At 69.3% G+C, this 26,266-nt stretch carries 22 protein-coding genes and 1 pseudogene; 15 read left to right on the forward strand and 8 right to left on the reverse strand.

Going from position 1 to position 26,266, the window contains the following annotated elements; translation table 11 throughout:
* Position 1 precedes the first annotated feature (1 nt).
* The 3 genes from BLV31_RS00845 to BLV31_RS00855 all read right to left on the reverse strand — a co-directional run bounded on the left by BLV31_RS00845 (position 2) and on the right by BLV31_RS00855 (position 3,346).
* The gene (locus tag BLV31_RS00845; RefSeq protein WP_033097928.1) at positions 2-652 is read right to left on the reverse strand and encodes a response regulator; all 651 of its coding nucleotides are present in this window, start codon (positions 650-652) and stop codon (positions 2-4) included.
* Entirely contained in the window at positions 649-2,580 is a 1,932-nt protein-coding gene (locus BLV31_RS00850; protein WP_064061165.1) for a sensor histidine kinase, read from the reverse strand. The genes BLV31_RS00845 and BLV31_RS00850 overlap by 4 nt, the downstream gene beginning before the upstream one ends.
* Positions 2,581-2,650: 70 nt before the next feature.
* Positions 2,651-3,346, reverse strand: coding sequence for a hypothetical protein (locus tag BLV31_RS00855; protein WP_019290270.1), 696 nt, complete (start codon positions 3,344-3,346; stop codon positions 2,651-2,653).
* 623 nt (positions 3,347-3,969) lie between these two features.
* Here BLV31_RS00855 and BLV31_RS00860 point away from each other — a divergent pair.
* On the forward strand, positions 3,970-5,568 hold the full coding sequence (locus BLV31_RS00860) for an FUSC family protein (RefSeq protein WP_064061166.1): 1,599 nt from the start codon (positions 3,970-3,972) through the stop codon (positions 5,566-5,568).
* A 40-nt stretch (positions 5,569-5,608) separates the two neighbouring features.
* Here BLV31_RS00860 and BLV31_RS00865 read toward each other — a convergent pair whose 3' ends face one another.
* Positions 5,609-7,279, reverse strand: coding sequence for a TRAP transporter large permease (locus BLV31_RS00865; RefSeq protein WP_064061167.1), 1,671 nt, complete (start codon positions 7,277-7,279; stop codon positions 5,609-5,611).
* A gap of 326 nt (positions 7,280-7,605) precedes the next feature.
* On the opposite strand from BLV31_RS00865, the gene BLV31_RS00870 reads away from it, so the two are divergent.
* Complete coding sequence (locus BLV31_RS00870) at positions 7,606-9,078, forward strand: MFS transporter (protein ID WP_006552486.1); 1,473 nt, start codon at positions 7,606-7,608, stop codon at positions 9,076-9,078.
* On the opposite strand, the gene BLV31_RS00875 is transcribed toward BLV31_RS00870, so the two are convergent.
* On the reverse strand, positions 9,065-10,717 hold the full coding sequence (locus BLV31_RS00875) for a PucR family transcriptional regulator (protein ID WP_064061168.1): 1,653 nt from the start codon (positions 10,715-10,717) through the stop codon (positions 9,065-9,067). The genes BLV31_RS00870 and BLV31_RS00875 overlap by 14 nt on opposite strands.
* Before the next feature lie 328 nt (positions 10,718-11,045).
* Here BLV31_RS00875 and BLV31_RS00880 point away from each other — a divergent pair, with 328 nt between their 5' ends.
* The 8 genes from BLV31_RS00880 (at position 11,046) to BLV31_RS00915 (ending at position 17,840) form a co-directional block, all read left to right on the forward strand.
* Positions 11,046-11,495: a GlcG/HbpS family heme-binding protein gene (locus tag BLV31_RS00880; RefSeq protein ID WP_006552488.1), complete on the forward strand. Its 450-nt coding sequence runs from the start codon at positions 11,046-11,048 to the stop codon at positions 11,493-11,495.
* 41 nt (positions 11,496-11,536) lie between these two features.
* On the forward strand, positions 11,537-12,256 hold the full coding sequence (locus tag BLV31_RS00885; RefSeq protein ID WP_006552489.1) for an iron-containing redox enzyme family protein: 720 nt from the start codon (positions 11,537-11,539) through the stop codon (positions 12,254-12,256).
* A 69-nt stretch (positions 12,257-12,325) separates the two neighbouring features.
* Positions 12,326-12,727, forward strand: a complete 402-nt coding sequence (locus tag BLV31_RS00890; RefSeq protein ID WP_024102767.1) for a Rieske (2Fe-2S) protein — start codon at positions 12,326-12,328, stop codon at positions 12,725-12,727.
* Positions 12,724-13,950 carry an NAD(P)/FAD-dependent oxidoreductase gene (locus BLV31_RS00895; protein ID WP_064061169.1) on the forward strand — a complete coding sequence of 409 codons (1,227 nt, stop codon included), beginning with the start codon at positions 12,724-12,726 and terminating at the stop codon, positions 13,948-13,950. The genes BLV31_RS00890 and BLV31_RS00895 overlap by 4 nt, the downstream gene beginning before the upstream one ends.
* Complete coding sequence (locus tag BLV31_RS00900; protein WP_019290277.1) at positions 13,947-15,401, forward strand: aldehyde dehydrogenase family protein; 1,455 nt, start codon at positions 13,947-13,949, stop codon at positions 15,399-15,401. The genes BLV31_RS00895 and BLV31_RS00900 overlap by 4 nt, the downstream gene beginning before the upstream one ends.
* 39 nt (positions 15,402-15,440) lie before the next feature.
* Positions 15,441-15,797: a Rieske (2Fe-2S) protein gene (locus BLV31_RS00905; protein WP_006552493.1), complete on the forward strand. Its 357-nt coding sequence runs from the start codon at positions 15,441-15,443 to the stop codon at positions 15,795-15,797.
* Positions 15,794-17,392, forward strand: coding sequence for a gamma-glutamyltransferase family protein (locus BLV31_RS00910; RefSeq protein WP_064061170.1), 1,599 nt, complete (start codon positions 15,794-15,796; stop codon positions 17,390-17,392). Before BLV31_RS00905 ends, BLV31_RS00910 begins: the two co-directional genes overlap by 4 nt.
* Before the next feature lie 28 nt (positions 17,393-17,420).
* The gene (locus tag BLV31_RS00915) at positions 17,421-17,840 is read left to right on the forward strand and encodes a RidA family protein (RefSeq protein ID WP_006552495.1); all 420 of its coding nucleotides are present in this window, start codon (positions 17,421-17,423) and stop codon (positions 17,838-17,840) included.
* 79 nt (positions 17,841-17,919) lie between these two features.
* Here BLV31_RS00915 and BLV31_RS00920 read toward each other — a convergent pair whose 3' ends face one another.
* Positions 17,920-18,498 (reverse strand): DUF2231 domain-containing protein, encoded by a 579-nt coding sequence (locus tag BLV31_RS00920; RefSeq protein ID WP_033097936.1) that lies wholly within the window; start codon positions 18,496-18,498, stop codon positions 17,920-17,922.
* Between the two features lie 108 nt (positions 18,499-18,606).
* Between BLV31_RS00920 and BLV31_RS25755 the strand changes: the two are divergent.
* Positions 18,607-19,462: pseudogene (locus tag BLV31_RS25755) on the forward strand (PDDEXK nuclease domain-containing protein).
* Positions 19,463-19,495: 33 nt separating this feature from the next.
* On the opposite strand, the gene BLV31_RS00930 reads toward BLV31_RS25755, so the two are convergent.
* On the reverse strand, positions 19,496-21,751 hold the full coding sequence (locus BLV31_RS00930; protein ID WP_064061185.1) for a DNA polymerase III subunit gamma and tau: 2,256 nt from the start codon (positions 21,749-21,751) through the stop codon (positions 19,496-19,498).
* 131 nt (positions 21,752-21,882) lie between these two features.
* Between BLV31_RS00930 and BLV31_RS00935 the strand changes: the two genes are divergently transcribed.
* Positions 21,883-22,527 carry a PadR family transcriptional regulator gene (locus BLV31_RS00935; protein ID WP_006552498.1) on the forward strand — a complete coding sequence of 215 codons (645 nt, stop codon included), beginning with the start codon at positions 21,883-21,885 and terminating at the stop codon, positions 22,525-22,527.
* Between the two features lie 4 nt (positions 22,528-22,531).
* Here the strand turns inward: BLV31_RS00935 and BLV31_RS00940 are convergent, their stop codons facing one another.
* Positions 22,532-23,221 carry a GntR family transcriptional regulator gene (locus tag BLV31_RS00940; protein ID WP_006552499.1) on the reverse strand — a complete coding sequence of 230 codons (690 nt, stop codon included), beginning with the start codon at positions 23,219-23,221 and terminating at the stop codon, positions 22,532-22,534.
* A gap of 124 nt (positions 23,222-23,345) precedes the next feature.
* Between BLV31_RS00940 and BLV31_RS00945 the strand changes: the two genes are divergently transcribed.
* The 3 genes from BLV31_RS00945 to BLV31_RS00955 are packed head-to-tail and all read left to right on the forward strand — an operon-like array spanning position 23,346 to position 26,253.
* Complete coding sequence (locus tag BLV31_RS00945) at positions 23,346-24,242, forward strand: sulfurtransferase (RefSeq protein WP_064061171.1); 897 nt, start codon at positions 23,346-23,348, stop codon at positions 24,240-24,242.
* 59 nt (positions 24,243-24,301) lie between these two features.
* Positions 24,302-25,147, forward strand: a complete 846-nt coding sequence (thiM, locus tag BLV31_RS00950; RefSeq protein ID WP_006552501.1) for a hydroxyethylthiazole kinase — start codon at positions 24,302-24,304, stop codon at positions 25,145-25,147.
* A complete protein-coding gene (locus BLV31_RS00955; protein WP_064061172.1) occupies positions 25,147-26,253 on the forward strand; it encodes an LLM class flavin-dependent oxidoreductase in 1,107 nt (368 codons plus the stop codon). Before thiM ends, BLV31_RS00955 begins: the two co-directional genes overlap by 1 nt.
* Positions 26,254-26,266 lie beyond the last annotated feature (13 nt).

Genomic DNA, 26,266 nt, shown 5'->3' on the forward strand with positions numbered 1-26,266 from the left:
GTCAGTCGACGCCCAGGCCTGCTTCCCTCGCACGGACGATCGCGCTCGCCCGGTCGGCTGCACCGATCTTGCCGAGGATGTTGGACACGTGGTTGCGCACCGTCTTCTGGCTGAGCACGAGTCGGCGGGAGATCGCGGCGTTGTCGAGTCCGCGGGCCACGAGGTCGAGGATCTCCCGCTCCCGTCCGGTCAGATACGGGAAGACCGCCGACGTGTTGCGGGAGTTCGCGACCGCCGCAAGGGCTTTCGCCGCGACCGCCGCACCGACGATCATCTCACCGTCGGCCACGGCCCGGATCGCCCGTTCGACCCCCGACGGATCGGCCCCTTTGACGAGATAACCCGAGGCACCGGCACGGATGGAGGCGATGAGGATGTCCTCGTCCTCGTGCATCGTGACCATCAGGATGCGGGTGCCCGGCGACTTCCGGAGGATGCTGCGGGCCGCGTCGATCCCCGATCCGTCGCCGAGTTCGATGTCCATGAGCACGACGTCGACATCGCCGATCACGACCTCGAGGGCCTCCCCCACCGAACTCGCCTGGCACACGACATCGATCCCGTCGAGAGTGCCCAGCAGTGCCGCCATACCGAGGCGGAAGACGGGATGGTCGTCGACGACCGCAACGCGTATCGCTCCGTTGTCGCTCATGATTCGGACCAGGGTAGCCGCGCCCGCACCACGACACCGCGCGGGTCGCCGGGTTCGATGCCCACCGTTCCGCCGACCTCCCGGGCCCGTTCCCGCATGCTCTGCGTCCCCACACCGATTCGTGCGTCGGTCGCGAGTCCTCGCCCGTCGTCGACGATGTCGAGGGCCAGCACGTCGCCCTCCGCCGCGACCCGCACCGTGCATTCGTCGGCACCGGAATGCCGTCGCGCGTTGATGACCGCCTCGGAGGCGATGCCGTAGGCGGCCCACGCGATCGGCCCGGACATCCCGGCGGGGAGGTCGGACCGCAGGTCGACGCGGAATCCCGCGCGGGCGTGGGTGATCACGAGTTCATCGAGTGCGGCGGTGAGGCCGAGTTCGTCGAGAACCGGGGGCAGCAGACTGCGCGAGAGCTCGCGGACACCGTCGACTTGCCGATCGAGTTCGCGGAGCAGTTCGTCGACGAGTCCGGCCGCGGCGTCCGGGTCGGTGGTGACGAGATTGCGTGCGCCCTGCAGGCCGAGCCGCACCCCGGCGAGCGACGGGCCGAGACCGTCGTGCAGTTCGCGGCGGATGGTGCGGCGTTCCTCGAGTCTCACCTCGGTGAGGCGGCGACGTGCGTCTTCGAGGTCCTCCGCCGACCGCAGGACGACGAGCCCGGCGTCGACGACGGTCGCGAGTTCGGTGAGCGCCCGCCGGCTGCGTGCCCCGAGCGATTCGCCCGGAGGTGCGGTGACGGCGAGGGTGGCGTCGCCGTTACCGACCGGAACCTCCTCGACGGGTCCGGTCGCGGTCCCCCAGCGTGCGATCACGTCGCCGCCGCGGCGCACCTCGACCGATTCGAGACGCAGTGCGGTACCGATTCCGGCGACGAGTTCGCCCAACAGCAGGTCGGGCGAATCGGCACCGGCGAAGTGCCGCCCGAGGATCCGGACGGCGCGTGCCGGGTCGACGCCGTCGCCGTAGACGAGGCGGTGCACCTTCCGGCCGAGCCACATCCGCACCGGCTGCACGGCCAGGGCGACGGCGGTGGCGGCGACCGCCTGGGCGAAGACCGATTCGTTCGGGAGCACCAGCGACACCGCGACCGTCACCGCGAGATAGGAGGTGACGAGCACGGCGGTGAGACTGCCGGCGAGCGCGGCGCGACCCACCGCGAGGTCGATGCCCCAGAGTCGTTGGCGCAGCACGACGGCGAGGATCGCGACGGGATAGAAGGCCTGCGTCGCGAGGTGGAGCAGCGGTGTGAGCATCCACGGCACGTCCGGGACCGCCAACGGGATGTACGAGGCTGTCATCAGGGCACTGCCGAGCGCGAGCCATCCCGTCCCGGATCGTTCGCCCGCCGAGGCGTGACGGCGACGCCACTCGACGTGCCCGGCGGTCAGGAAACCCACGGCCACAACGGGTCCGACGAACCAGATGTCGGCGATGTCGGTGAAGGTGCGCGCCCAGAAGAACCAGGCGATCGTCAGGACGCCGACGCCGATCCCGGCCCGCACCACGGGATCGGCCGGACGGTCGCGGACGAGCCACGGCACCACCAGGAACAACGCGAGTGTCCCGGGGATCCAGGTGGTGTTCTGCAGCGGACCGAGGAATCCGACGGGCAGTTCGGGGCGGACGAGGGCGAGCTGGGTCCAGCTGTAGGACATCGCTGCCACACCGACGCCGATCGACGCGACGGCCAGCAGGATCGGCACGGCGTGGACCCGGCGGGCGAGGATCACCCCGGCGACCGTCCCGTAGACGGCGGCTCCGACGACGTCGACGAGGAAGAACAGCTGGTCGGAATCGAGCGCGGGTCGTGCCGCGACGAACACGACGACGGCCGCCACGGCGAGCAGCCAGGAGACGACGGCCACGACGGCGGCGGGTACCGGAGCCCCGGTACCCGCCGATCCGGTCGTCGTGACGGTGTCCTTCATGGTGCGGTGAGTATGCACCGCCGTGTCCTTGACGCGGCAGGTATACGCCGCTGGGCCGCTCGCAGTGGCACTAACGTGCACGCCGGTCCGCGAGGGCGAAGCCGACTCCGGCCACCAGCACCCACACCGGGCCGGTGAAGCCGGCCATGTACTGCAGTGGGGAGATGCCGAGGAGCAGTGTCAGACCACCGAGGACGATGCTCGCCCAACCGATCCACCGGGGCGCCGCGCGGTGATGCAGGACCGCGACCGCGACCGCGACGCCGCTGACACCGGCACCGACCCACAGCCATGGGATGGTGCCCATCCAATGCGAGGCGAAGACCGCCACCTCGGGCACCATCTGATCGGTGTTGCCGAGGCCGAACAGCAACTCGGTGTCGAGTCCGGTGCCCATGAGGGTCGCGACCGAGGTGAGCACGAGACCGAATGCCGCGACCGTCGGCACGAGGCTGAATTCCGGAGTGCCTGCGCGCAGTCGGCGCTGCAGTCCGGCGGCGAAGACGAGCAGCAGCGTCGTCGACACCATCAGCGTCAGGTGCATGACGAGCATGGGCGTGCGCTGCCCGGCGAACTCGGTCATGATCGCCACCGCGTTGCCGGCGGTGCGCTCGTTGTATGCCGCGCTCATCGCCATGCTCGCCTGGATGCCCACGACGCCGGCGAGGCCGGCGACCGCACCCGTCCACGCCCAGAGCGAACCGGGGCCACGACGATCGGGAGCGATCGGCGCGAGGGGTTCGGTCTCGGTGCCGAGAGTGTTCATGAAGGTCCCTTCGGATCGATGCGACGCCCTGCGCGTCGTAAAGGAACGATCCGGTGCCCGATGTCCCGGGTGGAAGGGACGACTGTCCCGACCTTCCGGGATCGCCGCCGGCGTCCCTCGTCGGGCAGACGTCGTGCACCTACCACAACCGAGGGGAGGTTGTGTGCGATTCTCCCGACGGAAACGCACACAACCTCCCCCACGACCGAGGATGCCGACGCGGATATTTCCGTGGGCTGCCGGATCCGCGTCGCCCCGAATTCACTCAGGGATTTCGGGTCCGGCGCTCGTCCGCCGAATGAAGAGCGGCGACGGACGCGAAGGCCGCAGCCAGTACCAGTAACAACAACACAACATTGAGTGCCATGGAATGTCCTTTCACGGGGCCGGGTGAATTTCTCCCGACTTCGAAACAGGCGCCCCCCTCTTCTATCCTATTTACGAGAAATATGCGAGTCGACGCATTTTCCACCGGCGAATTCGATACGTTCGCAATTCGCACGTCGCGGAATTCCGGGTCGGATATTCCGTGGGGAAATGCGGCGGATCCGCCCAGTGACCTGCGCCTCATGCGCGCCTGCCGGCGGTAAGCAGTGCCCCGTCGGTTCCTAGGGTGGTACGACGTGGCGGAAGCGAGCGGAGATCATCGGGTCGTCGACCTTCCGCTGCCCACCCCCGCCCCGTTGCGGACGGCGATGCTGTCGGTTCCCCGGCAAGGACGCCGGTGGCCCGGCGCCGCGCGCGCAGCCGCCACGGTCGCGGTGCCCGGTCTCGTGGGCGTCGCTCTCGGATTCGGCACCGTCTCCGCGATCGCCACACTCGGCGCTTTCGCCGTCGTCTACGGCGAGCAACGCCCCTATCGCGTCCGTGCCCGAGCGGTCGCCGTCATCGGGACGGTGCTCGTGACACTGGCGACGATCGGCGCCCTAGCAGGTTCGGTCGTCCACCACGAACTGGCCGCGGGCGGGTCGGCGTGGTGGTACCTGGTGGTCGTCGCGGTGATGACCGCGACCGTCGCGGTGTGCGCCTTCGTCGTCGACGCCCTGCGGATGGGTGCGCCCGGCGCCTTCCTGATGTTGCTGTCCCTCGAGATCGCATCCGCTCTCCCCGCGCTGGGAGTGTCCGTCCCGACGGTCTCGGCGTGGACCGCGATCGGCGCCGGAACGGCCGTCGTGGCCTCCATGTCCGGTGCCCCGTTCCGGCCGCGAACCCCGGAACGCACCGCCGTGGCCGCGGCGGTCGCTGCCGTCGACGCGGTCTTGGAGGAGAACTCACCCGGCAATCGCCGCGCCGCGGTCCACGATCTGCACGCGGCCTGGCAGTGCCTGCACGACGCCGGACTCATCGATTCGGGGCATCCGCTGGAGCAGACGCTGCGCGCGGCGCACCTCCGATGCGCGGAGACACTGGACGAGCGTCCGCGGGACGAGGCAGTTCCCGAGGACGATCTGCGACTGCGGACCCCGCTGCGACGCCCCTCCGTGCGGTACCGCCTCGCGCGCGCCGCGCACCTGCGCAGCCGGTCGGCGACGATCGCGGTGCGCCTGCTCGTCGCGGGACCTCTCGCCGGGACGATCGCCATCGCGCTGGGCGTCGGACGTCCCGACTGGGCGGTCATCACGGCCGCGATGATCCTGCATCAGGGACCGGATCGGATCCTCGGCTCCTACCGGGCGGCGCACCGCTTCCTCGGCACCGTGCTCGGACTCGTCCTGGTGGCCTGCCTGACGCCTTTCCATCCCGGTGGTGTCGCCCTCGTCGTGGTGCTGGCCGCGGTGATGGCCGGCACGGAAATGTTCCTGGTGCGGAACTACGGCCTGGCGATGGTCTTCATCACCCCACTCGTCGTCGTCCTCGGCGGGTTGGGTGCCCCCGGCGATCTGGTGACGGTCGCGCGCGACCGCTTCCTCGAGACCGTTGTCGGCGTCCTCGTCGCGCTCGCGGTGCTGTGGGGCGTACTTCCCCGGGCCCACCGTCGCGTCCTCGACTTCGCCGACGGCCGCGTCCGCGACGCCGTCACGAGAATCGCCGCGTCGACGGACGTCCGCGAACTGCCCGAACTGCGCCGCGACCTCGAGTTCGACCTCCACGCATCCACCACCGCGGCCGTCATCGCCGCGCACACCGAGCCGGCGTGGACCCGGGAACGCTGGATCGAGCACCGCCGTCTCCACGAACTCGGCTACCGGATCCTGACCCTCCCGGAACGACCGGGCCCCTGAAGCAGGGACCCGGTCGCTTCCGTCGGAATACGCGCCGTCGTCAGAACACCAGGACTGCGAAGACGGTCGAGAGGATCAGCCCCGCCATCACCGGCAGGAAGCACTTGCGGGCGAGATCGAGCACGGGCACCCGGGCGAAACCGGCCACCGCGACCAGCGAGGACCAGGCGATGATGACGCCGCCACCGGCCCAGATGTTGCCCATCTGACCGATCGCCGCGAGCGTCGAGGGGTCGACGTCGACGGCCGGTCCGAGAGCACCCGACAGCGCACCGGTGAGGGGCAGTCCGCTGAATCCGGACCCGTCGAGCCCGGCGACGAGGCCGATGAGCAGGATGCCGAAGGACGTGATGAAGGCGTTCTGCGGAAGGTGCGACTGCACCGTGGTCACGAGGTCGAACAGGATAGCCGGGCCTGCGGCGTCGGCGGAGATGCCGAGGATCGGTCCCGCGAACTCCGGATTGCCGATGAAGAAGAAGCCGGCGATCGGGAGGACGCAGCCCATGGCCTTGAAGGCGAAGACCAGGCCGTCGACGAGATGGTCCGAGGTGGTCTCGAGGAAACCTCCGCGGTCGGTCGACGCTGCGGCGGCGAACAGGATCAGCGCTGCGATCCCACCCACGATCGCGGCGGCGTCACCACCCTGCAGTGGCGGCACGACCTCGGTGAACTTGCCCAGCATCAAGTAGACGATGAACGCGAGGTAGGCGAGCGGCACGAGCATCGCGAACGCCTTCGCGGTACCGCGGCGTTCCTTCTCCGCCGCGGAGTCGGGGTCGGCGATCGGGTCGGACGGCGCCACGAGCACCGCCGTGGCCGTCGCCGCCTGCTCTCCGCCGCCGCTGGGGCCACCGGCGGGTTCCGGCCGACGCGGAGGACGGGAGCCACCCCCGTCGCCCGAGGAGTCGCCACGGGTCTCGCCGATGCCGCGGTCAGCTGTGTCACCGATGCCGCGGTCGGCTGTGTCACCGATGCCGCGGTCGGCTGTGTCACCGATGCCGCGGTCGGCTGTGTCACCGATGCCGCGGTCGGCTGCGGCCTCCCACTCGACGAGGAGGTCGGGGGACGGTGCACGCCAATGCCGCTTCTGCACGAGGTAGGTGATCAGCAGAGCCGTGCCGCCGACGATCAGGGACAGGACCATGGCTTTGTCCGCCACGGCGTCGGCCTCGACGCCGGCCGCCGATGCGGAGATACCGGGCGCCACCTTGATGATGTAGTCCGAGGACAGCGCCATGCCCTGGCCGCAGATCGCGATGACCATGCCCACCGACAGCGGGGACATGCCCGCGCGGATCGCGACGGGGATGAGCACCGCGCCGACGAGGGGCACGGCCGGGGTGGGCCAGAAGAACAGGGAGATCACGTAGGTGACCGCGGCGAGGACGAGGAAGCTGCTGGTGCCCGCACGCATGACCCGCCGGAACGGCGCGACCATCATCCGGTCGGCGCCGAGCTGGCGCAGCGCGCCGAGCATGGCCGTGACCATCGCGATGATGAGGAAGATGTTGAACAGTTCCTTCGCCGCGACGAGGCTCGCATTGAAGATGGCCGACAGTCCCGTGACGATGCTGCCGGAGAACGTCAGTGCGGTCAGGAAGGTTGCGACGACTGCAGGAACGACGATGTTCTTCCGCAGGGCCATGGTGGCCAGGATGACGAGGATGCCGGCCAGGTAGACCCAGTGCGCGGCGGTGAGTTGTACGTCCAAGGCGATTCCTTCGACAGGGGGTGGAACGAGTCGGGCTGTGTTCGTGGACGGTGAATGGGAACTCGATGTATTGGGGGAACTTTCCGCTACGGCCCGTGCTCGGTCAACGAGAACGGTGCACAGTGCCCGCCACGCTAGTTGTGCACTGTGTTCCACTTTTGCGATTTCGTGACGACGAAGCGCTCCGGTGTGAAATATTGCTACGAACATGTGTCGCGCGCCCCGCGCCGCCCTCACGACGTCGTCGAATATGCACCCTGCACCGGCTTACGCGGATCCGATGTGCACCTTCACTCCGCGATGGCGATGCATCCGACGGTAGCGCAGTGCGAAAGTGGTTCGACGGTACGAACCGTGCCGCGCAGTTCCCCGAGGTTCCGGAGAGTTCGATGACCACTCGCACCGATACACCGGCAGCGCCGGCAGCCGAGACGGATACGGGCACTCCCCTGGCCCTGTCCGCCCTGCTCGCCGGAACCCTCGTCGGGACATTGAGCAACAACATCATCAATGTCCCACTGCCACAGATACTTTCCGACTTCGACGCGAGCCTCGAAGACGGCGCACTCCTGGCCGTCGGCTTCCTTCTCACTTTTGCTGCGACAATGCCCCTTGCAGGGTACATCGGTGACCGATACGGTCGGCGTCGCGTCTACTGCGGTGCCCTGCTCGGCACCGCGATCTGTGCGGCCGGAGCGGCGACGGCGCCGACCCTCGAGATCCTCGTGGTCTGGCGCGCCCTCGGCGGAGTCGCGGCGGCTGCATTTGCGCCTGCTGTCATGGGGTTGATCGCGTGGCTGTTCGGCGCGCATCGACGCGCACGCGCGGTGGGCGCGTGGGCCACCGTGAACGGACTCGGTCAGGCCATCGGCCCCACCCTCGGCGGTTTCGTTGCGGGACATTGGGGTTGGCGATGGGTATTCGTCCCGATGATCCCGATTGCACTGATCGGTCTTGCCGGGACGTTGCGCTGGATCCCGATCTTCCCCGGCCGCCGGATGACCCTCGACGTGCCCGGTGCGATCGCACTGACCCTCGGTTCCGCCGGAGTCGTGCTGGGACTGAGCATGTTCGGACAAGCAGGTGTTCCCACGTCCGTCGCGGGGATCGCCCTGGCGGTCTCGATCGTCGTACTGGTCGGTTTCGTCGTGCACTGCCTACGCGCGGACGTGCCGTTCGTCGACGTCCGACTGTTGGTCGAGAGCAGATTCGCGCGGAGCGCGGCCGCCGCCTTCGCGCAGATGTTCTGCCTGGGCGCCGCTCTGCTGGCGGTGCCGCTGCGGTTGCACGCGACGGGCGCGTCGACGGCCACGGCCGGGGCGATCCTGTTCGCACTGCCCGCAGTCATGGCGGTCCTCGCACCGGTGGTCGGCCGCACTGTCGATCGCGTCGGCGGACGGCACATGTTGCGGGCGGGACTGGTGGTGCTGCTCGTCGGTCAGATCGCGCTTGCCGTCGTCCTCTCGGCGGACGAACCGCGGCTGTGGCTCGTCGCGACCGTCCTGGCGATCACCGGTGCCGGCATCGCCGCCGTGCAGACCCCCGCGGCGGCCGGCTCGACGCGGTCCCCGGCGGGCGAGCGCGGGACGGGCCTGGGGGTGTTCAACCTGATCCGCTTCGGCGGCTCCGCCGTCGGGGCCGCGTGGGTGACCGTCGCGCTCGGTTCGTGGACGGTCGGACCGCTCTTCGCGGTGTGCGCCGTGGTCGTATGCGCGGGGTTCGCCGCGTCGTTCCTGGGGGCCGACCCCGAGGATCACGCACCGACCGGCTCCGAGTCGACCGCTCTCAGCGGTAGTTGATCTCGTTCTCGACCGAGGTGCGCAACCGGTCGAGAAGCTCGAGGCGGACGGCGAGCCAGGCCGTGAACTGGTTCTCCGGCAGCCGGACGTCCATCCCCATCGCACGGGAGATCCGGTCCAGCTTCGACAGCATCGTGTTGCGGTGGACCGACAGCTCCCGCGCCGCCGCGTTGACGTTCCCGCCGGCCGCGAGATAGGCCAGCAGGGTGTCGTACAGGTCGGTGCCGGGCTTGAGCGTCCCGAATACGTCGCCGACGAATCTGCGGCTGCGATCGGTCTCGGCGACCAGCTCGAGCACACCGTAACCCCGCAGGTCGCGGTAGGCCACCGAACCCGACATCCCGAGCCGCTGCCCGATGCCGAGCGCCACGCGGGCCTGCCGGTAGCTCTCCCGGATCTGGTCCGCGCCGACGGCCGGAGCGCCGTGGGCGACGGGCACCGGACGCACGCGCCGGCGGGACAGGTCCTGCGACACCGCGTCGGCGTATTCGGCGATCTCGAGTTCGACGTCGCTCGGGTCGCGGTAGCGGAGCGACCGCACCACCACCAGGACGTCGCCGATCACCGTGACATACGAGCGCACCGACGGGTGGGGCAGGACGCTCGCGGCGTACCGGGCCAACCGCAACAGTCCACCGGATTCGTCGCCACCCGGACCGGCCGGGTTCTCCCCGTAACCGGGCGCGACGAAGACCGCGAACGACGAGGTGAGATCGATGTCGTGGTACTCGGCGCGCGCCTGCATGTCGTGCTGGCTGGTGAAACTGCCATGCACCAGCGCCTGCACGAAATCGCCGCGGGCCCGTTCCTCGGCCTCGTCGACACTGCGTTGCCGCAGCATCTCCGATCCGATGATCGCCGTCGCCTGTTCGGTGACGACCGCGTGCTGGGCCAGCTCGTGCGGTCCGGGAGACGCGCCCGAGGCGAGCACGACCACCCAGCCCTCGAACCGTTTGCCGAGCCGGATGGTGCTGGCCGTGCACGTCCAGGGTGTGCCTCCGACGACCTCCTCCAGCACGCGAGTGTCGTGGGGGGCGTGACGTTCCGCGGCCGTCACCGTCGACAGCTGCTTGTGCAGTATCTCCGAGATCTCTTCCGCCCGAACGGCATCCACGCCGTGTAAGGCGACGGCCTGACCACGTGCATCGAGTGCGATCGCCGGATGCTGTGCGAGCGCCGAGACCTCCTTGACGAGCAGGGTCAGTCCCGCGCCGCGGTGCAGCAGACCGGCGAGCGTCGAGTGCACGTGCGCGGAATAGCGCATGACGTGCACTTCCTGCATCAGCGACCGCTCGGCGAGCAACCGGTTGAGTGCCGCGAATCCGACGGGCAGGTCGAGTTCGATCACCACCAGTCCTGCCGGCCAGCACATTCCGGCGGGCACCGCGCCGTCGACGACCAGGGCCGCCGCGTCGCGGGCCGCGAGCGCGGACAGGGCGTGCGCGCTGTCGGCCAGTGCCTCCGGCCGCATGTACACGGCGACGCCGGTGAGATCATCGAATCGGCCGACGACCTCGCCGAACGGCAGCACCCAGGTGAGCGCCCGGTCGAGATCGGCCTCCCGATCCACGACCCGGGCGCCCTCCATGAGCGGTTCGTCGAGCAGCCCTCGGACTGTCAGACGCGGGCTCGATTCCATGGGGACCTGCTTCCATCGGGAGCATCGGCGGGCTGTGAGGGGGTGGGCCCGTCGACACCGTGGCGGTGTGCACTTTCTACACCAGATACCAGAGTCATGCGTCCCAGACGCATGTGCACTGTGTACACCGAATCCCGAAAACGACGGTGATCCTGACCGTCCCCATCGGCGCACGGCCCTGTTAGAAATGAGCCACGCCGGACACACCGCTCCACCGCTCCGGCACCCGCCGACACTTCAGCGACGCGACATCGGCGGGACGCACACGGATCCCGACGCGGACCAGGAATCGTCCGACTCTCCGACCCGACTCCGAAAGTGGAGACCAATGCATCGAATCCACCGCATCACCCTCGACGACGCACTCCCCCTGCTGGCCGCCGGCCGCGCGAAGGCCGAGGAGATCGGCGTGAAGCAGACCCTCTGCGTCTGCGACGAGAGCGCGAACGTCATTGCTCTGCACCGGCTTCCCGGCGCCCGCCTCACCGGCGTCGAGATCGCCATGGCGAAGGCGTTCACCGCCGCCGGCCACGAGCGCGCCACCCACCTGTTCAACGAGGGTCCCAACGGACCCGCACTCCCCGGCAACGAAGCGTTCGGCATCAGCCACATGCTCCCCGGGAAGTTCGCGATCTTCGTCGGCGGCTTCCCCCTCGTCTACGACGGACAGATCGTCGGCGCCGTCGGCATCAGCGGCGGCAACGGCGAGCAGGACAAGGCGGTCGGCGCCGCCATGATCGCCGAATTCGAAGCCCTGACCTCCGCGATCAACGCCTGATCGCATCCCCCCGCACGACCTCCTCATCGAAAGGCATCATCATGACCGAACTGCTCGGACGCGACGAATTCCGCGCCGCACTCGAAGACGCCATCAAGGGACGCGAAGCGAAGAACGCATCGTTCAGCAAGGCGTGGGCCGAAGGCAAGCTCGAGAAGCACCACTTCGCCCGGTGGGCCGAGAACCACTACCACTACGTCGGCCCCTTCGCCGACTACCTGGCGAACATCTACTCCAACACCCCCGATCACTTCACCGACGCCAAGGACTTCACCCTCCAGAACATGTACGAGGAGGAGCTGGCCGACATCCGGCACACCGACCTGCTCATCAAGTTCGCCGAGGCGTGCGGCACCACCAAGGAGCGCGTCGAGGATCCGAACAACATGAACGCGGTCACCCGCGGACTGCAGGCCTGGTGCTACGCGGTGTCGCAGCGCGAACACTTCGTCGTCGCCACCGCGGCCCTGGTCGTGGGCCTCGAATCCCAGGTGCCGAGCATCTACAAGAAGCAGATCGTCCCGCTCCGCGAGGTGTACGGCTTCACCGAGGACGAGATCGAGTTCTTCGACCTGCACATCACCTCGGACGTCGTGCACGGTGAGCGCGGCTACCAGATCGTCCTGGACTGCGCGGACACCCCGCAGCTGCAGCAGCGCTGCCTGCAGCTCGTCCGCTGGGGAGCGGAGATGCGTTTCTCGTACACGAAGGGCCTGTACGACACGTACGTCGCCCCCGATCTGGAGCTGGCGTCCGCCTGATCCGATGCGCGGGAGCGGAAGTCGCTCGCGGCTTCCGCTCCCGTTCTCGCACACGAGCGAAGGAGAAGCATGTCCACCGAAATCATGGGCAGCGGGACCGCCGGCACCGACACCGCCGCGGAGTCCCCGACCTGGGTCGCCGTCGCCACGGTGAAAGAGGTGACCCGCCGCCGCAAACTCCGCGTGGAGGTCGACGGCCTCGCGATCGCACTGTTCCATGCGAACGACCGCATCTACGCCTTCGCCGACCTGTGCATCCACCAGGACCGTTCGCTCGTGAAGGGCACGCTCCTGCACGGCCGGGTCATCTGCCCCGGCCACCAGTGGCGCTTCGATCTCGAGACCGGATACGAAGAGGACCAGGACCTCTGCCAGCCGGTCTATCCCGTCCTCGTGCGCGACGAGACCGTCCTCGTCGACCTCACCCCGCGTCCGGCACCGGCCGCATCCGGAAAGGAGTGCACGGCATGACCGTTCGCACCGTAGTCACAGTGGGCGCCGGCCAGGTCGCCGCCGTCGCCGCACGCACCCTGCGCCGCCGCGGCTTCGACGGACGCATCGTGCTGCTCGGCGACGAGCAGCACGCCCCCTACCAGCGTCCGCCCCTGTCGAAGGAATTCCTCGCGGGTCGTGAAGGAATCGACTCCCTCGCACTGCTGACCCGGAAATGGCTCGACGCCAACGACATCGACATCCGCACGGGCGTGTCGGTCCAGCGCATCGACACCGCGACCCGCACCGTCGAGTTCGACGGCGGCGAGATCGCCGCCGACGCGATCGTCCTCGCCACGGGCGGACGCCCCCGCACCCTCACCACCACCGGTTCCCGGCCCGATCTCGTCCACTACCTGCGCACCCTCGACGACGCGACCGCCCTCGCAGCCCGCCTGACCCCGGGTTCGAGTCTCGCGATCGTCGGCGGCGGCTTCATCGGACTCGAGATCGCAGCGACCGCAAGATCTCTCGGCGTGACGGTGACGGTCCTCGAACAGGCCGAACACCTTCTCGGAGGCATCCTCGGCGAGCAGGTCGGCCGGCACTGCGCCGAACTGCACCGCCGCAACGGTGTCGACCTGCGCACCGGCACGGGCGTCGCGTCGGTGACCACTTCCGATCGCGGTGTGCGGATCGAGACCACCACCGGCGGGATCGTCGAGGCCGACGCCGTGGTCGTCGGCATCGGCATCGTCCCCAACACCGACATCGCGGCGGCGAGCGGACTCGCCGTCGACGGCGGGATCGTCGTCGACGCCACCGGGCGCACCTCGGTCGAGAACATCTACGCGGCAGGCGATGTCGCGAAGCGGTTCTCCCCGCGCGAAGGCCGGCACGTGCGCGTCGAACACTTCGACAACGCGAACCGCCAGGCCGCGGTGGTCGCCGACACGATCGTCGGGCGGCAGTCGCTCTCCGACGACCCGCATTGGTTCTGGTCCGATCAGTACGACACCAACATCCAGTTCGCCGGATCAGCTTCCGGAACAACCGAACTCGTCGTCCGCGGTGACACCGACAGCGGAGAGTTCTCGGTCTTCTACCTCGCCGGCGACGTTCTGACCGCTGCCTTCGCGATGGACCGCGGCGAGGACATCATGGCGGCCCGCGAACTCATCGGCCGCAGGGTCGACGCAGCGCTGCTCGCCGACGAGGACACCGATCTGTGGGAGATGTACGAGGAGGTCGAGCCCGCATGACGATCACCGGACTGAACCACATCGACGGCAACTGGGTACCGGCCGCCTCCGGCGCGGTCTTCGAACGCCGCAACCCCGCCGACGAGACCGATCTGATCGGCACCTTCCCGGACTCCGACGCCATCGACGTCCGCAACGCGGTCGATGCTCTCGACAAGGCCGCGCCCGAATGGGCCGCCGCCCCGCCCGAACGCCGCGCCGCGATCCTCGAAGCAGCCGCCGACCACCTCGCCGCACACTCGGCCGAACTCGTCGACGAACTGATCCGCGAAGAGGGCAAGACCCGCGCCGAGGCGTCGATGGAGGTGACTCGCACCCCCATGAACCTGCGCTTCTACGCAGGTGAGGCACTGCGCGCCACCGGTGCGACCTTCCCGGCCCCCGGATCCACGACGATCTACACCGTGCGCGAACCGATCGGGATCGTCGGTGCGATCACGCCGTGGAACTTCCCGCTCAACATCCCCTCCCGCAAGCTCGGTCCGGCGCTCGCCGCCGGCAACACGGTGCTGTTCAAGCCGTCCGAGATCACCCCGCTGATGGGGCAGCGACTCGTCGAGGCCCTGCTCGCCGGTGGTCTGCCGCCCGGCGCGATCGCACTCGTCCAGGGCGACGGCAAGGCAGGCGCGGCCGTGTCCGGCGACGAACGGGTCGCGGCCGTGACCTTCACCGGCTCCACCGAGGTCGGACGCGCCATCCACCGCAGCGTCGGCCCCGACCGGCGCGTGCAGCTGGAGATGGGCGGCAAGAACCCCGTCGTCGTGCTGGCCGACGCCGACCTCGACGCCGCAGCCGCACTGATCGTCAAGGGTGCCTTCGGGTTGTCGGGCCAGGCGTGCACCGGCACCAGCCGGGTCGTCGCCGTCGACGCGATCCACGACGAACTGCTCGAGAAGGTCGCCGAACGCACCCTCGCACTGCGGGTGGGACCAGGTTCGGGTGCCGCCGTCGATGTCGGCCCGCTCGCGGGTCGCGGTCAGCTCGACAAGTTCCTCGAGTACGTCACCATCGGCACGGACGAAGGCGCACGGCTCGTGTGCGGCGGCGTGCGATGCGAGGACGACGCGCTGCGAGACGGATTCTTCGTGCGGCCCACAGTGTTCGCAGACACCGCCCCGGGGATGCGCCTGCTCACCGACGAGATCTTCGGCCCGGTCCTGGCCTTCCAGCGCGCCGGCTCCTTCGACGAGGCCCTGGCTCTGGCGAATGACACCGCCTTCGGGCTCAGCGCCTCGGTCGTCACCCGGAGTCTTTCCGCTGCACAGCGTTTCATCGCCGGGTCGCGGACCGGGCTCGTGAAGGTCAACCAGCCCACGACGGGAATGGCCATGAACGCGCCGTTCGGCGGCTACAAGCAGTCGAGCACGCAGACCTTCAAGGAACAGGCCGGCCCCACGCTCATGCAGTTCTACCAGTCCGAGAAGACCGTCTACCTGTCCCCCGACGCCTGACCGGCGACACCGACCCTCGACAAGCCTGGAGGAAAGACCATGGAGTTCAAGCGAGTGGCCCGATCCGGGCAGGTGCCCGAAGGCATCGTCCGCCGGTTCTACGCCGAGGACTACGAGTTCGCCATCTCCCGACTGGACGGCAAGGCGTACGCGACGTCCAACTACTGCTCACACCTCGACTGCCTGCTGTCGTCCGGCAAGCTCGTCCAGGACGGCATCGGATGCTCCTGCCACGGAAGCGCATTCGACCTCGAGACCGGTGAGCCGATCTGCCCGCCGGCCACCGAGCCCATCAAGACCTATCCGTGCGAGGAGCGCGACGGCGAGATCTTCGTCGGGATCGACCCCGCCGAGCCGCCGGAAGGACCCCGTCGACGTCGGATGCGGTCGGCATGAGTCGGCGCGTGACACGACCGGCGACGGTCGCGACCGGAGGCATGGTCGCGTCGAGTCATCCGCTCGCGAGCCTCGCCGGGGTCCGCGTCCTCGAGGACGGTGGCAACGCCGTCGACGCGGCCCTGGCGATGGCAGCGGTCACGTGGCTGACCCTGCCCGGGCAGTGCGGCATCGGCGGCGACGCGTTCGCCGTGGTCCGCGAGCCCGACGGGTCGGTGTGGACCGTCAACGGCAGCGGTTACGGACCCGACGGCGGTACACCGGATTTCTACCGGGCACGGGGACTCGACGCGATCCCACTCGACGGGGCGCTCGCCGTCGCCGTTCCCGGCGCACCCGCCGCGCTGGCGGCACTGCACCGGCGGGGAGCGAGCAGGTCGCTGCCCGAGCTGTGGGCGCCGGCAGCCCGGATCGCCGAGAGCGGCCTGCCGTGCTCGGCGAAGACCCGAACCGACGTGCAGACCGCTCTGCATGCGATCCGCGGCGACGCCGGACTCGCCTCGGTGTACGCACCGGGCGACCGGGTCCCGCGCCTCGGCGACGTGCTTCCCCAGCCCGATCTGGCCCGCACGATCCGTGCCCTGGCCGAGGATCCGGCATCGTTCTACACCGGCACGCTCGCCGAACGCTGCGTGGCTGCGCTGCAGGGGGGCGGAGCACCGTTCAGCGGCGACGAATGGCAGGCCGGGGCGTCAGTGGATGCGGAGGCGGCGCTCACCGGCAGCTATGCCGGTCACGTCGTGCACCAGACCCCGCTCCCCACACCGGGATGGATGGTGCTGCACCAGGCCGCCCTGTGCGACGACGCGCTCGGCACCCACCCTGTGCTCGGCGCGGCATCGATCGACCGGATGGCCCGCGCGGCCACCGTCGCCTTCGAAGACAGGCTCCGCTGGTGCTCGTCGGACAACGACGGGGTCGCACGGGTGCTCGATCCCGCGAACATCGCAGCCGGTCGCGCACGGATCGACGGGCGTGCACCGGCCGAGGCGTTCGCCGTCTCCGCCGGGGACACGACGTCGTTCGTCGCCGTGGACTCCGAGGGGCGGGCGGTGTCGTTCATCCACTCGCTGGCGTTCACCTTCGGAGCGAAGCTCACGGTGCCCAGGACGGGCATCGTGCTCAACAACCGGCTCGGTCGCGGTGCCTACCTGATCGACGGGCATCCGAACGAGGTGGCGCCGCGCCGCAAGCCCCTGCACACGCTCAACGCGTGGATCGTCACCGACTCGGCGGGTGAGCTGCGGCATGTGGGCAACACGCCCGGCGGCGACGGCCAGGTGCAGTGGAACATGCAGTTGCTGTCGCACCTGCTCGACCACGGTCTCGACCCCCAGGAGGCGGTCTCGGCGCCGCGCTTCACCGTCTTCCCGGGATCGGACGCCAACGTGCTCGGCGAACCGACCGCATTGCGGATCGAAGGCGACGTCGCCGACGGCGTGTGCGACGAACTGCGCGTACTCGGTCACCTGGTGGAAGTGCTCGAACCACTCGACGCCGAGGGCAGCGCGCAGGTGATCTCGATCGACGACCGCGGGGTGCTCTCCGGCGGCAGCGATCCACGACAGGAGGGGGTGGCTCTGGGTGTCCTCTGACATTGCTTCGCAATGGGTGTCCACTGATGTGACCGCTGTCGCACCGCGTCCGCAGGGGCGATACGTCCCGGCCGTGTTGGCCGGCGACACCGTCCGCACGGCGGGCATGACCCCACGGCGAGACGGCGAGCTGATCCTCACCGGACGGGTCGGCGCGGAGGTCACCGTCGAACAGGCCCGGGCCGCCGCGGTCGTCGCGGTGGGCAACGCGTTGGCAGCGATCCGCGCGACGCTGCCGGAGGGCACGTCGTTCCGGCCGGTCGAGATGGTCGTCTACGTCGCGAGCGCGCCCGGTTTCGTCGATCTGTCGGTGGTCGCGGACGGCGCGTCGGACCTGATCGAACGCGAACTCGGTGTGGATGCGCTACCGGCGCGCACCGCCGTCGGCGTCCACACCCTGCCCGGCGGGGCACCGCTCGAGATCGCGCTGACCGCCGTGTGCGGATAGACGGAGGTTCACAATCCTGGTGGTCGACCATCAGGGTTGTGAGCCTCGTTTCTCGGTTGTGAACCTCGGGGACTAGTGCTCAGCGCTTGGCGCCGATGTCCTCGAGTTCGGCTGCAAGATCGACACTCTCGGACGGTCGCTGCCACCGATACACTCCGCCACCCTGGGCGTAGGAGAGGTGACCGCCGAGAGCGCCACCGACTCCGACCGCGCCGAGACCGATCAAAGTCCACATCGTCCCCGCCCGGTCGTGGCGGGCACGTCGCGCGCGATAGGACGTCGCCATGCAGATCACCCCGATCGCGTTGGACACGGCGTGCACCGCACCGACCCTGCGCTGAGGGGCATCCTCCAGGGTGGAGAAGTCGGTGTAGCCGGTGACGATCGTCGGGACCGCCGCGCCCAGTCCCAACGCGACGAGTCGCCGGGACGCGGTGCGCTGTCCGGGCAGCGCGTCCAACGCCGCCGCGGACACCCACGACCCGATCGGGACGGTGACGAGGAGCGGATGGACGGGGTGTCCGAGCCAGGAACCTCGGAGCAGGTCGTCGACGACGGAGCCGTCGAGGACTCGCCGTATGCGCTGCGCGATGCGCTCGGCGGGCCGATCCACAGCGTCGAACGATTCGACGGCGCGCAGGAGTTCGTGCAGGTTCATGATGAGGCGATACCCGTCGGCAACAGATACGAATCGCCGGGTGAGCGCGATGCGACGGCACCCTTCGATCGCTGGCCATGACGACGTCGGCATTCGTATTTCTGTCGTATCCCGAGGGCACCATGTGGCCGTGACCGAGAAGACCATCGGCTTCCCGAGGACTATCCGCAATTCCTGGACGAACTCGAAGCACAGGTTCGTCGAGCGCGTCTACGGGCTACACGCGCCGCGAATACCGAACTGCTGATCCTGTACTGGACGCTCGGGCACTCCCTTCTCGAGCGTCAACGTGTACACGGCTGGGGATCGAAGGTCGTCGACCAACTGGCCAGGGACCTGCGCTCCGAGTTTCCACACATGCGCGGTCTCTCGCGCCGCAATCTCTTCTACATGCGGTCCTTCGCGGACGCCTGGCCCAGGAAATAGTGCAACAGCCTGTCGCACAATTGCCATGGGGACATGTGACGGTCCTTCTCGAGAAGCCCGACAACCGAGAGCTTCGCGACTGGTACGCAGCTCGCGCAGCAGAACACGGGTGGTCGCGTCACGTTCTGACTCATCAGATCGTCGGGCAGTTACATCGCCGTGTAGGTGCCGCGCCGTCGAATTTTCCGGACCATCTTCCTCCACAGGACTCCGACCTCGCACAGCAACTCGAAGCGAGCCCGAGTACGCCGGCAAACTCGGTTTCTACGTCTCCTGGGTGGACGAGAACCTGCGAGTCGCGGACCGGCACGCACCGACCATCGGGATCCTGCTGTGCGCGGGGCGCAACGACCACGTCGTGCGCTATTCGCTCGCGGGCACGACCGCTCCCTTGGCGGTTGCGAACTACACCTACGACACCCTGCCCGAACCCATCCGCGAACTTGTGCCTACCGACCGCGAACTCGCCGACGCGGTCGATGCGACCTGGGACGAGCTCACGACGGACCGCACCGACGGAGACAACCTGCAGACCTGACACCGTTCGTCGGCAACTCCAGGCCCGGTACGACTACTTCTCGTCGAGCGGTTTCGCTCCCAGCACGTCCTTGAGCAGTTCGATCGCGACTTCCTCCGGATCGCGGCGCGTCGACGGGTCGCCGGGCGTGGCGGCCTCGGCGAACATCTCCTCGACGTCCGCCTCCGTCATCTGCGACGGGTCGGGCGGCGGCGCGTCGTAGCCAGGGCCCGGGTCGTCGGGAAGATCGGGGGCTTCGGGCGGCGGGATGTCGTCGACGCTCTCCACGGACGGACGCGTGAACGTCGGGGCAGCCGACGGTGCGGCCGCCGGTCGCTGCGGCGCGGGGGCTTCGGCGGGTGCGGGCGGCGCGGCATTCTTCGCCTGGCTCGGCCGGGAGAAACGCGGTTGACCCGCCGGACGCGAATTCTTTTCGGGTGCCGGGGTTCTGGCAGGCGCCTCCGCAGCAGCGGATCCGTGGACGCAGGTGACCTCGAACTCTCCACCGAAGACCGTCTTCAGCGCATCGGCGATGACCGTGGCGTTGCGCGCGTCGGCGAGTCGCTTCGCGAGCGGAGCGGAGTCGTGCACGAGAACGACGCGGGTGCCGTCGACCGATCGGACCGTGGCGCCCGAGAGCATCACCTCGACGGTGCGGCTGCGTTCGCGGACCTTCGCGCGCACCTCCGACCACACGCCCCGCATCTGGGCTGCGTCGGGACCGCCTGCCGCGCGGGCGGGTTCGGGCTCGGGTTCGGGAGCAACCGGCTCCTCGGGGGCGGGCGGCGGAACCTCCTGCGCGGCAACCTCGTCGGGCACACTCTGCGGCTGTGGAGCCTCCGGGACGACGGGAGGTTGCGCGGCGGCGGGAGGCGGTGTCGGGGCAGGTGCCGGCTGGGCCGGTTCGGGCTGTACCGGTGCCTGCTGGGCAGGGGGTTGCTGGGCAGCTTCCGGCTGCGGCTGAGCGGCCTCGCGGGGCTGAGCAGTCTCGCGGGGCTGAGCAGTCTCGTTGGACGGTGCGGCAGGCGCCGCCTCCGCTGCCCGGCGCTGGGAGGGACGCTGGAAACGTGCCGCGGGTTCGTCGGGCGAGATGGGCGGTGCGGCAGGCGCGGCGGGTACTGCCACCGGCTTCGGCGCGACACCTCCCGCCGGGGCTGCGACGATGCCCTGCTCGAGTCGTTCGAGGCGTTGCAGGACAGCGGTTTCCGCGTCGGACGCCGCGGGGAGCAGCATGCGCGCGCACATCACCTCGAGCAGCAGACGCGGCGACGTCGCACCGCGCATCTCGCCGAGCCCGGCGTGCACGATCTCGGCGTAGCGGGTGAGGGTGGCCGGGCCCAGGCGGGTCGCTTCGTCGCGCATCCGCTCGAGGACGTCGCCGGGTGCGTCGACGAGTCCGCGCTCGGCGGCGTCGGGGACGGACTTCATGAGGATGAGATCGCGGAGCCGTTCGAGAAGGTCGACGGCGAAGCGACGCGGGTCGTGCCCGGCGTCCATGACCTTCTCGACGGTGCCGAACAGCGCCGCGCCGTCGCCGGCCGCGAGCGAATCGACGGCCTCGTCGATGAGAGCGACGTCGGTGACGCCGAGCAGCGACAGGGCGCGCTCGTAGGTGACGCCCTCGGGGCCGGCACCGGCGAGGAGCTGGTCCATCACCGACAGCGAGTCGCGGGGGGATCCACCGCCGGCACGGATGACCAGCGGATAGACCGCGTCCTCGACCGGCACGTTCTCCTGGCCACAGATCTGCTCGAGCAGACCCCGCATCGCCGTGGGAGCGAGGAGCCGGAAGGGATAGTGATGCGTGCGCGACCGGATGGTGGGCAGCACCTTCTCGGGCTCGGTGGTCGCGAAGACGAAGATGAGGTGCTCCGGCGGCTCCTCTACGATCTTGAGCAGGGCGTTGAAGCCCTGCGTGGTGACCATGTGTGCCTCGTCGATGATGAAGATGCGGTAGCGCGATTCGGCTGGAGCGTAGAACGCGCGGTCGCGGAGTTCGCGGGTGTCGTCGACACCGCCGTGGCTCGCGGCGTCGAGTTCGGTGACGTCGAGGTTGCCTCCACCGCCCGGGCCGAGCGACACGCACGACCGGCACGTTCCGCACGGAGTGGACGTGGGGCCGGTCTCGCAGTTGAGCGAGCGGGCGAGGATGCGCGCCGAGGACGTCTTGCCGCATCCACGAGGACCCGAGAACAGGTAGGCGTGGTTGATGCGGCCCGTGTCGAGCGCCGTGCTGAGGGGCACGGTGACGTGCTCCTGCCCCACCACCTCCGCGAAGGTCGCAGGTCGATACTTCCGGTACAGAGCCACGCGCCGAGCGTACCGGCGGCTCCCGACATGCACGGAGGTCGGTCCGTTGACATCTGTGGCCGAGACCACTGTTGCGTTAACGATATATCGAGATCTATCGTGATCGTATCGACATAGAAGGAGACGCACAGATGCGAACCCACGAACATCCCCGCGGCCGTCGCCGCGCCATGCACGATCGAAATCTTCCCGGCGGCCCGTTCCGCGCCGACGGCCCCCGCCGTCGCGGACACCACCCGCACGACGAACCCGGCTTCCGCCCGCACCGCGGTGGCGGCGGACGGGGACACGGCGGCCCGCGAGGAGGACGACGCGGCCGAGCACAGCGAGGCGACGTCCGCGCGGCCGTGCTGCGCCTGCTCGGCACCGAACCGATGCACGGCTACCAGCTCATGGAAGCGATCGCCGAACGGACAGGCGGCGCCTGGCGCCCCAGCCCCGGCGCGATCTACCCGACGATCTCCCAGCTCGAGGACGAAGGACTCGTCACCGTCGAGAAGGAGGGCGGACGCAAGCTCGTCTCACTGACGGATGCGGGCCGCACGTACATCGACGATCCGGAAAACGAGCTCCTCGACCCCTTCGCCGCTCACGATCCCGATTCCGACGCCCCCGACCTGCGACTCGCACTGCGCGAACTGCAGGTCGCGACGCGGTCGGTCGCGATGAGCGGTTCCGACGCCGAGGTCGCCGCGGCACACGCGGTCCTCACCGGAGCCAAGAAGTCGCTGTACCGGATCCTCGCCGGCGACATCGACACGTCCGATCAGGAGTGAAGGCTCAGCCGCGGGCGAAGAGGCGGATGCGCTGCTCGCGGCTGCGCTCGAGATGAGCACGCATGTGTTCGCGGGCCGCGGACTCGTTCCGCGCCCGCAAGGCGTCGAGGATCTGCGCGTGCTCCCGGTTGAGCAGATCGGGCTCGCCGTAGTTGGACGGCGGCCCGGAGTCGTAGATCCGCAGCTGGGTGGTCAGACGCACGAGCAATGTCGTGATCGTCGTGTTGTGCGCGGCCTGCCACAGCGCCTCGTGGAACCGGAAGTTCCCGATGCGCACCGCGCCGTCGTCGGTGGCTGAGCAGCACGAATCGTGCAGTCGCTCGAGCCGGGCCATGTCGAGATCGGTGTGCCGGATCGCCGCGGCGCCGGCCGCCTCGGATTCGAGCGCGACGCGCGCCGCATAGATCTCGATGACGTCCTCGGGGGTGCCCGAACGCACCCGGAAGCCGCGACTGGCCCGTTCGAGCAGACCGTCGTGCGCGAGCCAGTTGAGCGCCTCGCGGATGGGGGTGCGGGACGCCCCGTAGGTCTCGCTGAGCTGGGTCTCGTGCAGAGCGGCGCCGCGTGGGAACTTCCCCGCGAGGATGTCCGAGCGCAGGCGCAGGTACTGCTTGGAGGTCTGGTCGTCGCGCCCGGTGGGCGATTCGACGAGAAGAGAGCTCTCCAGCTCGGCCGTCGCGTCCTGCTCGGTCATCTACACCCTCCGTAGGCATGCCGTTTACGTGCGCCGATTATGCCACCGTGGACTTACGAATACTTGCGTATACGTTATTCGTCGTTTAGCGTCACTCCTCGAACATAGCGAGAGGACCCAACGCGTGACCGAGGCGGCTTTCCGGGACGAACAGGTGCTGATCAGCGCCGAAGAGCTCGCGAGCGACCCCGGCGCCCACACGGTCCTGCACGCGACGGTCACCTTTCCGAAGCCCCGTTTCGACGGCGACTACCGTCCGGAATCCGGCTACGCGACCTGGCGCGCCGCGCACATCCCGGGCTCCGTCCACGCCGACCTGCTCGGCGGATTCAGCGCCCCCGGCACCGACCTGCACTTCTCCCGCCCCGCCCCGGACGACCTCGCGGCCGCCCTGACCGAACTCGGCGTGACCCCCGACACCGACCTCGTGATCTACGACGACGGCGGCATGACCTGGGCGTCCCGGTTGTGGTGGATGCTGCGCAACATCGGTGTCTCCGCCCGCGTCCTCGACGGCGGCCTCGCCCGTTGGACCGCACTCGACCTGCCCGTGGAAACCGGCGACGCCGCCGAGCGCACTGCCATCACATCCCGGACCGGGCTGCCCGACCACGGCCTGTGGCGCGATCGCGACGACGTGCTCGCCGTGGTGTCCGGTGACGCACCGGGCACCCTCGTCTGTGCGCTCGACGCCGAGCAGTTCGCAGGCACCGCCACCACTCGTTACGCGCGCCGCGGGCACATCGGCGGGAGCCGGAACCTGCCGGCCAAGAGCCTGCTCGCCGACGGCGTCCTGCGGAGCACCGATCGGATCGCCGAGCTGGCCGAGCAGGCCCTCGCCGATACCTCCCGGCCCCTGATCCTCTACTGCGGTGGCGGCGTCTCGGCCTGCCTGGTGGCGCTCGCACTGGTCCGGACGGGCCACGACGACATCGCCGTCTACGACGGATCCCTCGAGGAGTGGACCGCCGACCCCGCACTCCCCGTGCGGACACTCGGAGAAGGGAAGGGCGACGCATGATGCGATGTCCGCGATCCTGACCCGCTTCGTCCCCTCCCCTCCTCCCGACAGGATCTCCCGTGACCACGACCCCCACCGTCGATGATCTCGCCGTCACCCTCGACGCCCTGCGCGCGCAGACGCCGCTGGTGCACTCGCTGACCAACATCGTCTCGGCCAACTTCCTCACCAACGTACTGCTCGCCGCAGGCGCCAGTAACGCGCACATCGACAACGCCCACGAGGCAGGCGATTTCGCGCGCATCGCCGGTGGAGTGCTCGTCAACCTCGGCACGCCCTTCGACGAGACCTCGGTGGCCTTCACCCGCGCGGCCGAGGCCGCGCACGACGCCGGCACCCCGTGGGTCCTCGATCCCGTGGGCGTGGGCGGACTGGCGTGGCGCACCTCTCTCGCCGCCGACCTGCTGAAGTTCCGTCCCACCGCGATCCGCGGCAACGCCTCCGAGATCATCGCGCTGGCCGGTCTGGGCGGTGACACGCGCGGCGTCGACAGCGCCGACGAGGCCGCTGCTGCCGTGCCTGCCGCGCTCGCGCTGCTCGACCGCGCGGACGCCGTGTCGGCCTCCGGTCCCGTCGACTACCTCGTCGGCCGCGACCGCGACGGCGGGATCGTCGGATTGCGCATCGCCGGTGGCAGCGCCATGTTGCCGCGCGTGACCTCCACCGGATGCTCCCTCGGTGGACTCGTCGCGGCCTATCTCGCGGTCGCGGAGACCCCTCTCGTCGGCCTCGCGGCCGCCCACACGCACGTCGCCGTGGCGTCCGAGATCGCCGAGGAGAACTCCACCGGCCCCGGCTCCTTCGCCGTCGCCTACCTCGACGCCCTGTTCGCCGTGGACGCCGGCACGCTGCGCGCCCGCGCCCGCGTCGAACCGTTCGAACTCCCCTCGAAGGACACGAAGTAATGCCCATCAAGACCTTCTGGTATCTCACCCAGGCCGACGGCGACTACCCCTGGAGCCCCGGCGGGTTGTACCCGGTGGACGGGCAGCGGCAGATCGAACTCGCGAAGACCATCGACGACGGCGGCTTCGAAGGTGCGCTCGTCGCGACCTGGCCGAACGACCCCTTCATCTCGGCGACCTGGGCTGCGGCGCACACCAGCCGGATGAAGTTCCTCATCGCGATCTACGCGAACATGACGCCCGCGCGACTGCTCGCCGAGAAGGCCCTGACCTTCGACGCGTTCAGCGGCGGTCGCCTGATGATCAACTCGGTCAACGGCCGGGAGAACATCCTCACCAAGTACGACATGAACGTCGAGCACGACCGTCGGTACGAGCTCGGTGAGAAGTACTGGGCGGAGTTCCGGCGCATCTATGCCGAGGGCACCGCGTCGAACTTCCCGAACACCCCGCTGCGCATCGATGCTCCTGCGGACCACTCGGTCCCGCTGTGGGGAACGGGCGACTCCCCCGCCGGTCTGCAGAACGCCGGCAAGGTGCTCGACGCCTACCTGATCATGCTGCGCGAGACCTCGTTCGTCACGGAGAAGCTCACCGCTGCACGCGAATCCGCTGCAACGGAGGGTCGCGAGTACACCGATTTCGGCGCTCTGTCCGGCGTCATCGTGCGTCCGAATCGGGACGAGGCACTCGAACGGTTCCGGTCGCTGTTCGAGAAGGCCGGCATCGAGCAGATCCAGGACGTGCTCGACCGAGCGGTGCGCCGCCGCACGCACGGCAAGCAGGATCTGAAGACCTTCACCGCGCGCGACGCGCAGCGGCAGGGCTGGGTCGACACCATCAACGCCGGCAAGCTGCCCGAACCCGAGGACCTGTATCTCGGCGACGGCCTCTACGCGGGCATCACCGCGTGGTCACCGCTGGACATCTTCGCCACGGGATCGTCGGCCGTCTACTACGTCGGCGACCCGGACGAGATCACCGGCCACGTGCGCACCCTGCGCGACGCGACCGGACCGACCTCCCTCATCCTCGCCGGATGGCCGCTCATCGACGAGGCGAAAAACGTTGCCGAACATCTGATTCCACGTTTCGAGAAGCTCTGACGGTAACGCGGGC

The organism is Rhodococcus pyridinivorans (genome assembly GCF_900105195.1).
GTDB lineage: Bacteria > Actinomycetota > Actinomycetes > Mycobacteriales > Mycobacteriaceae > Rhodococcus > Rhodococcus pyridinivorans.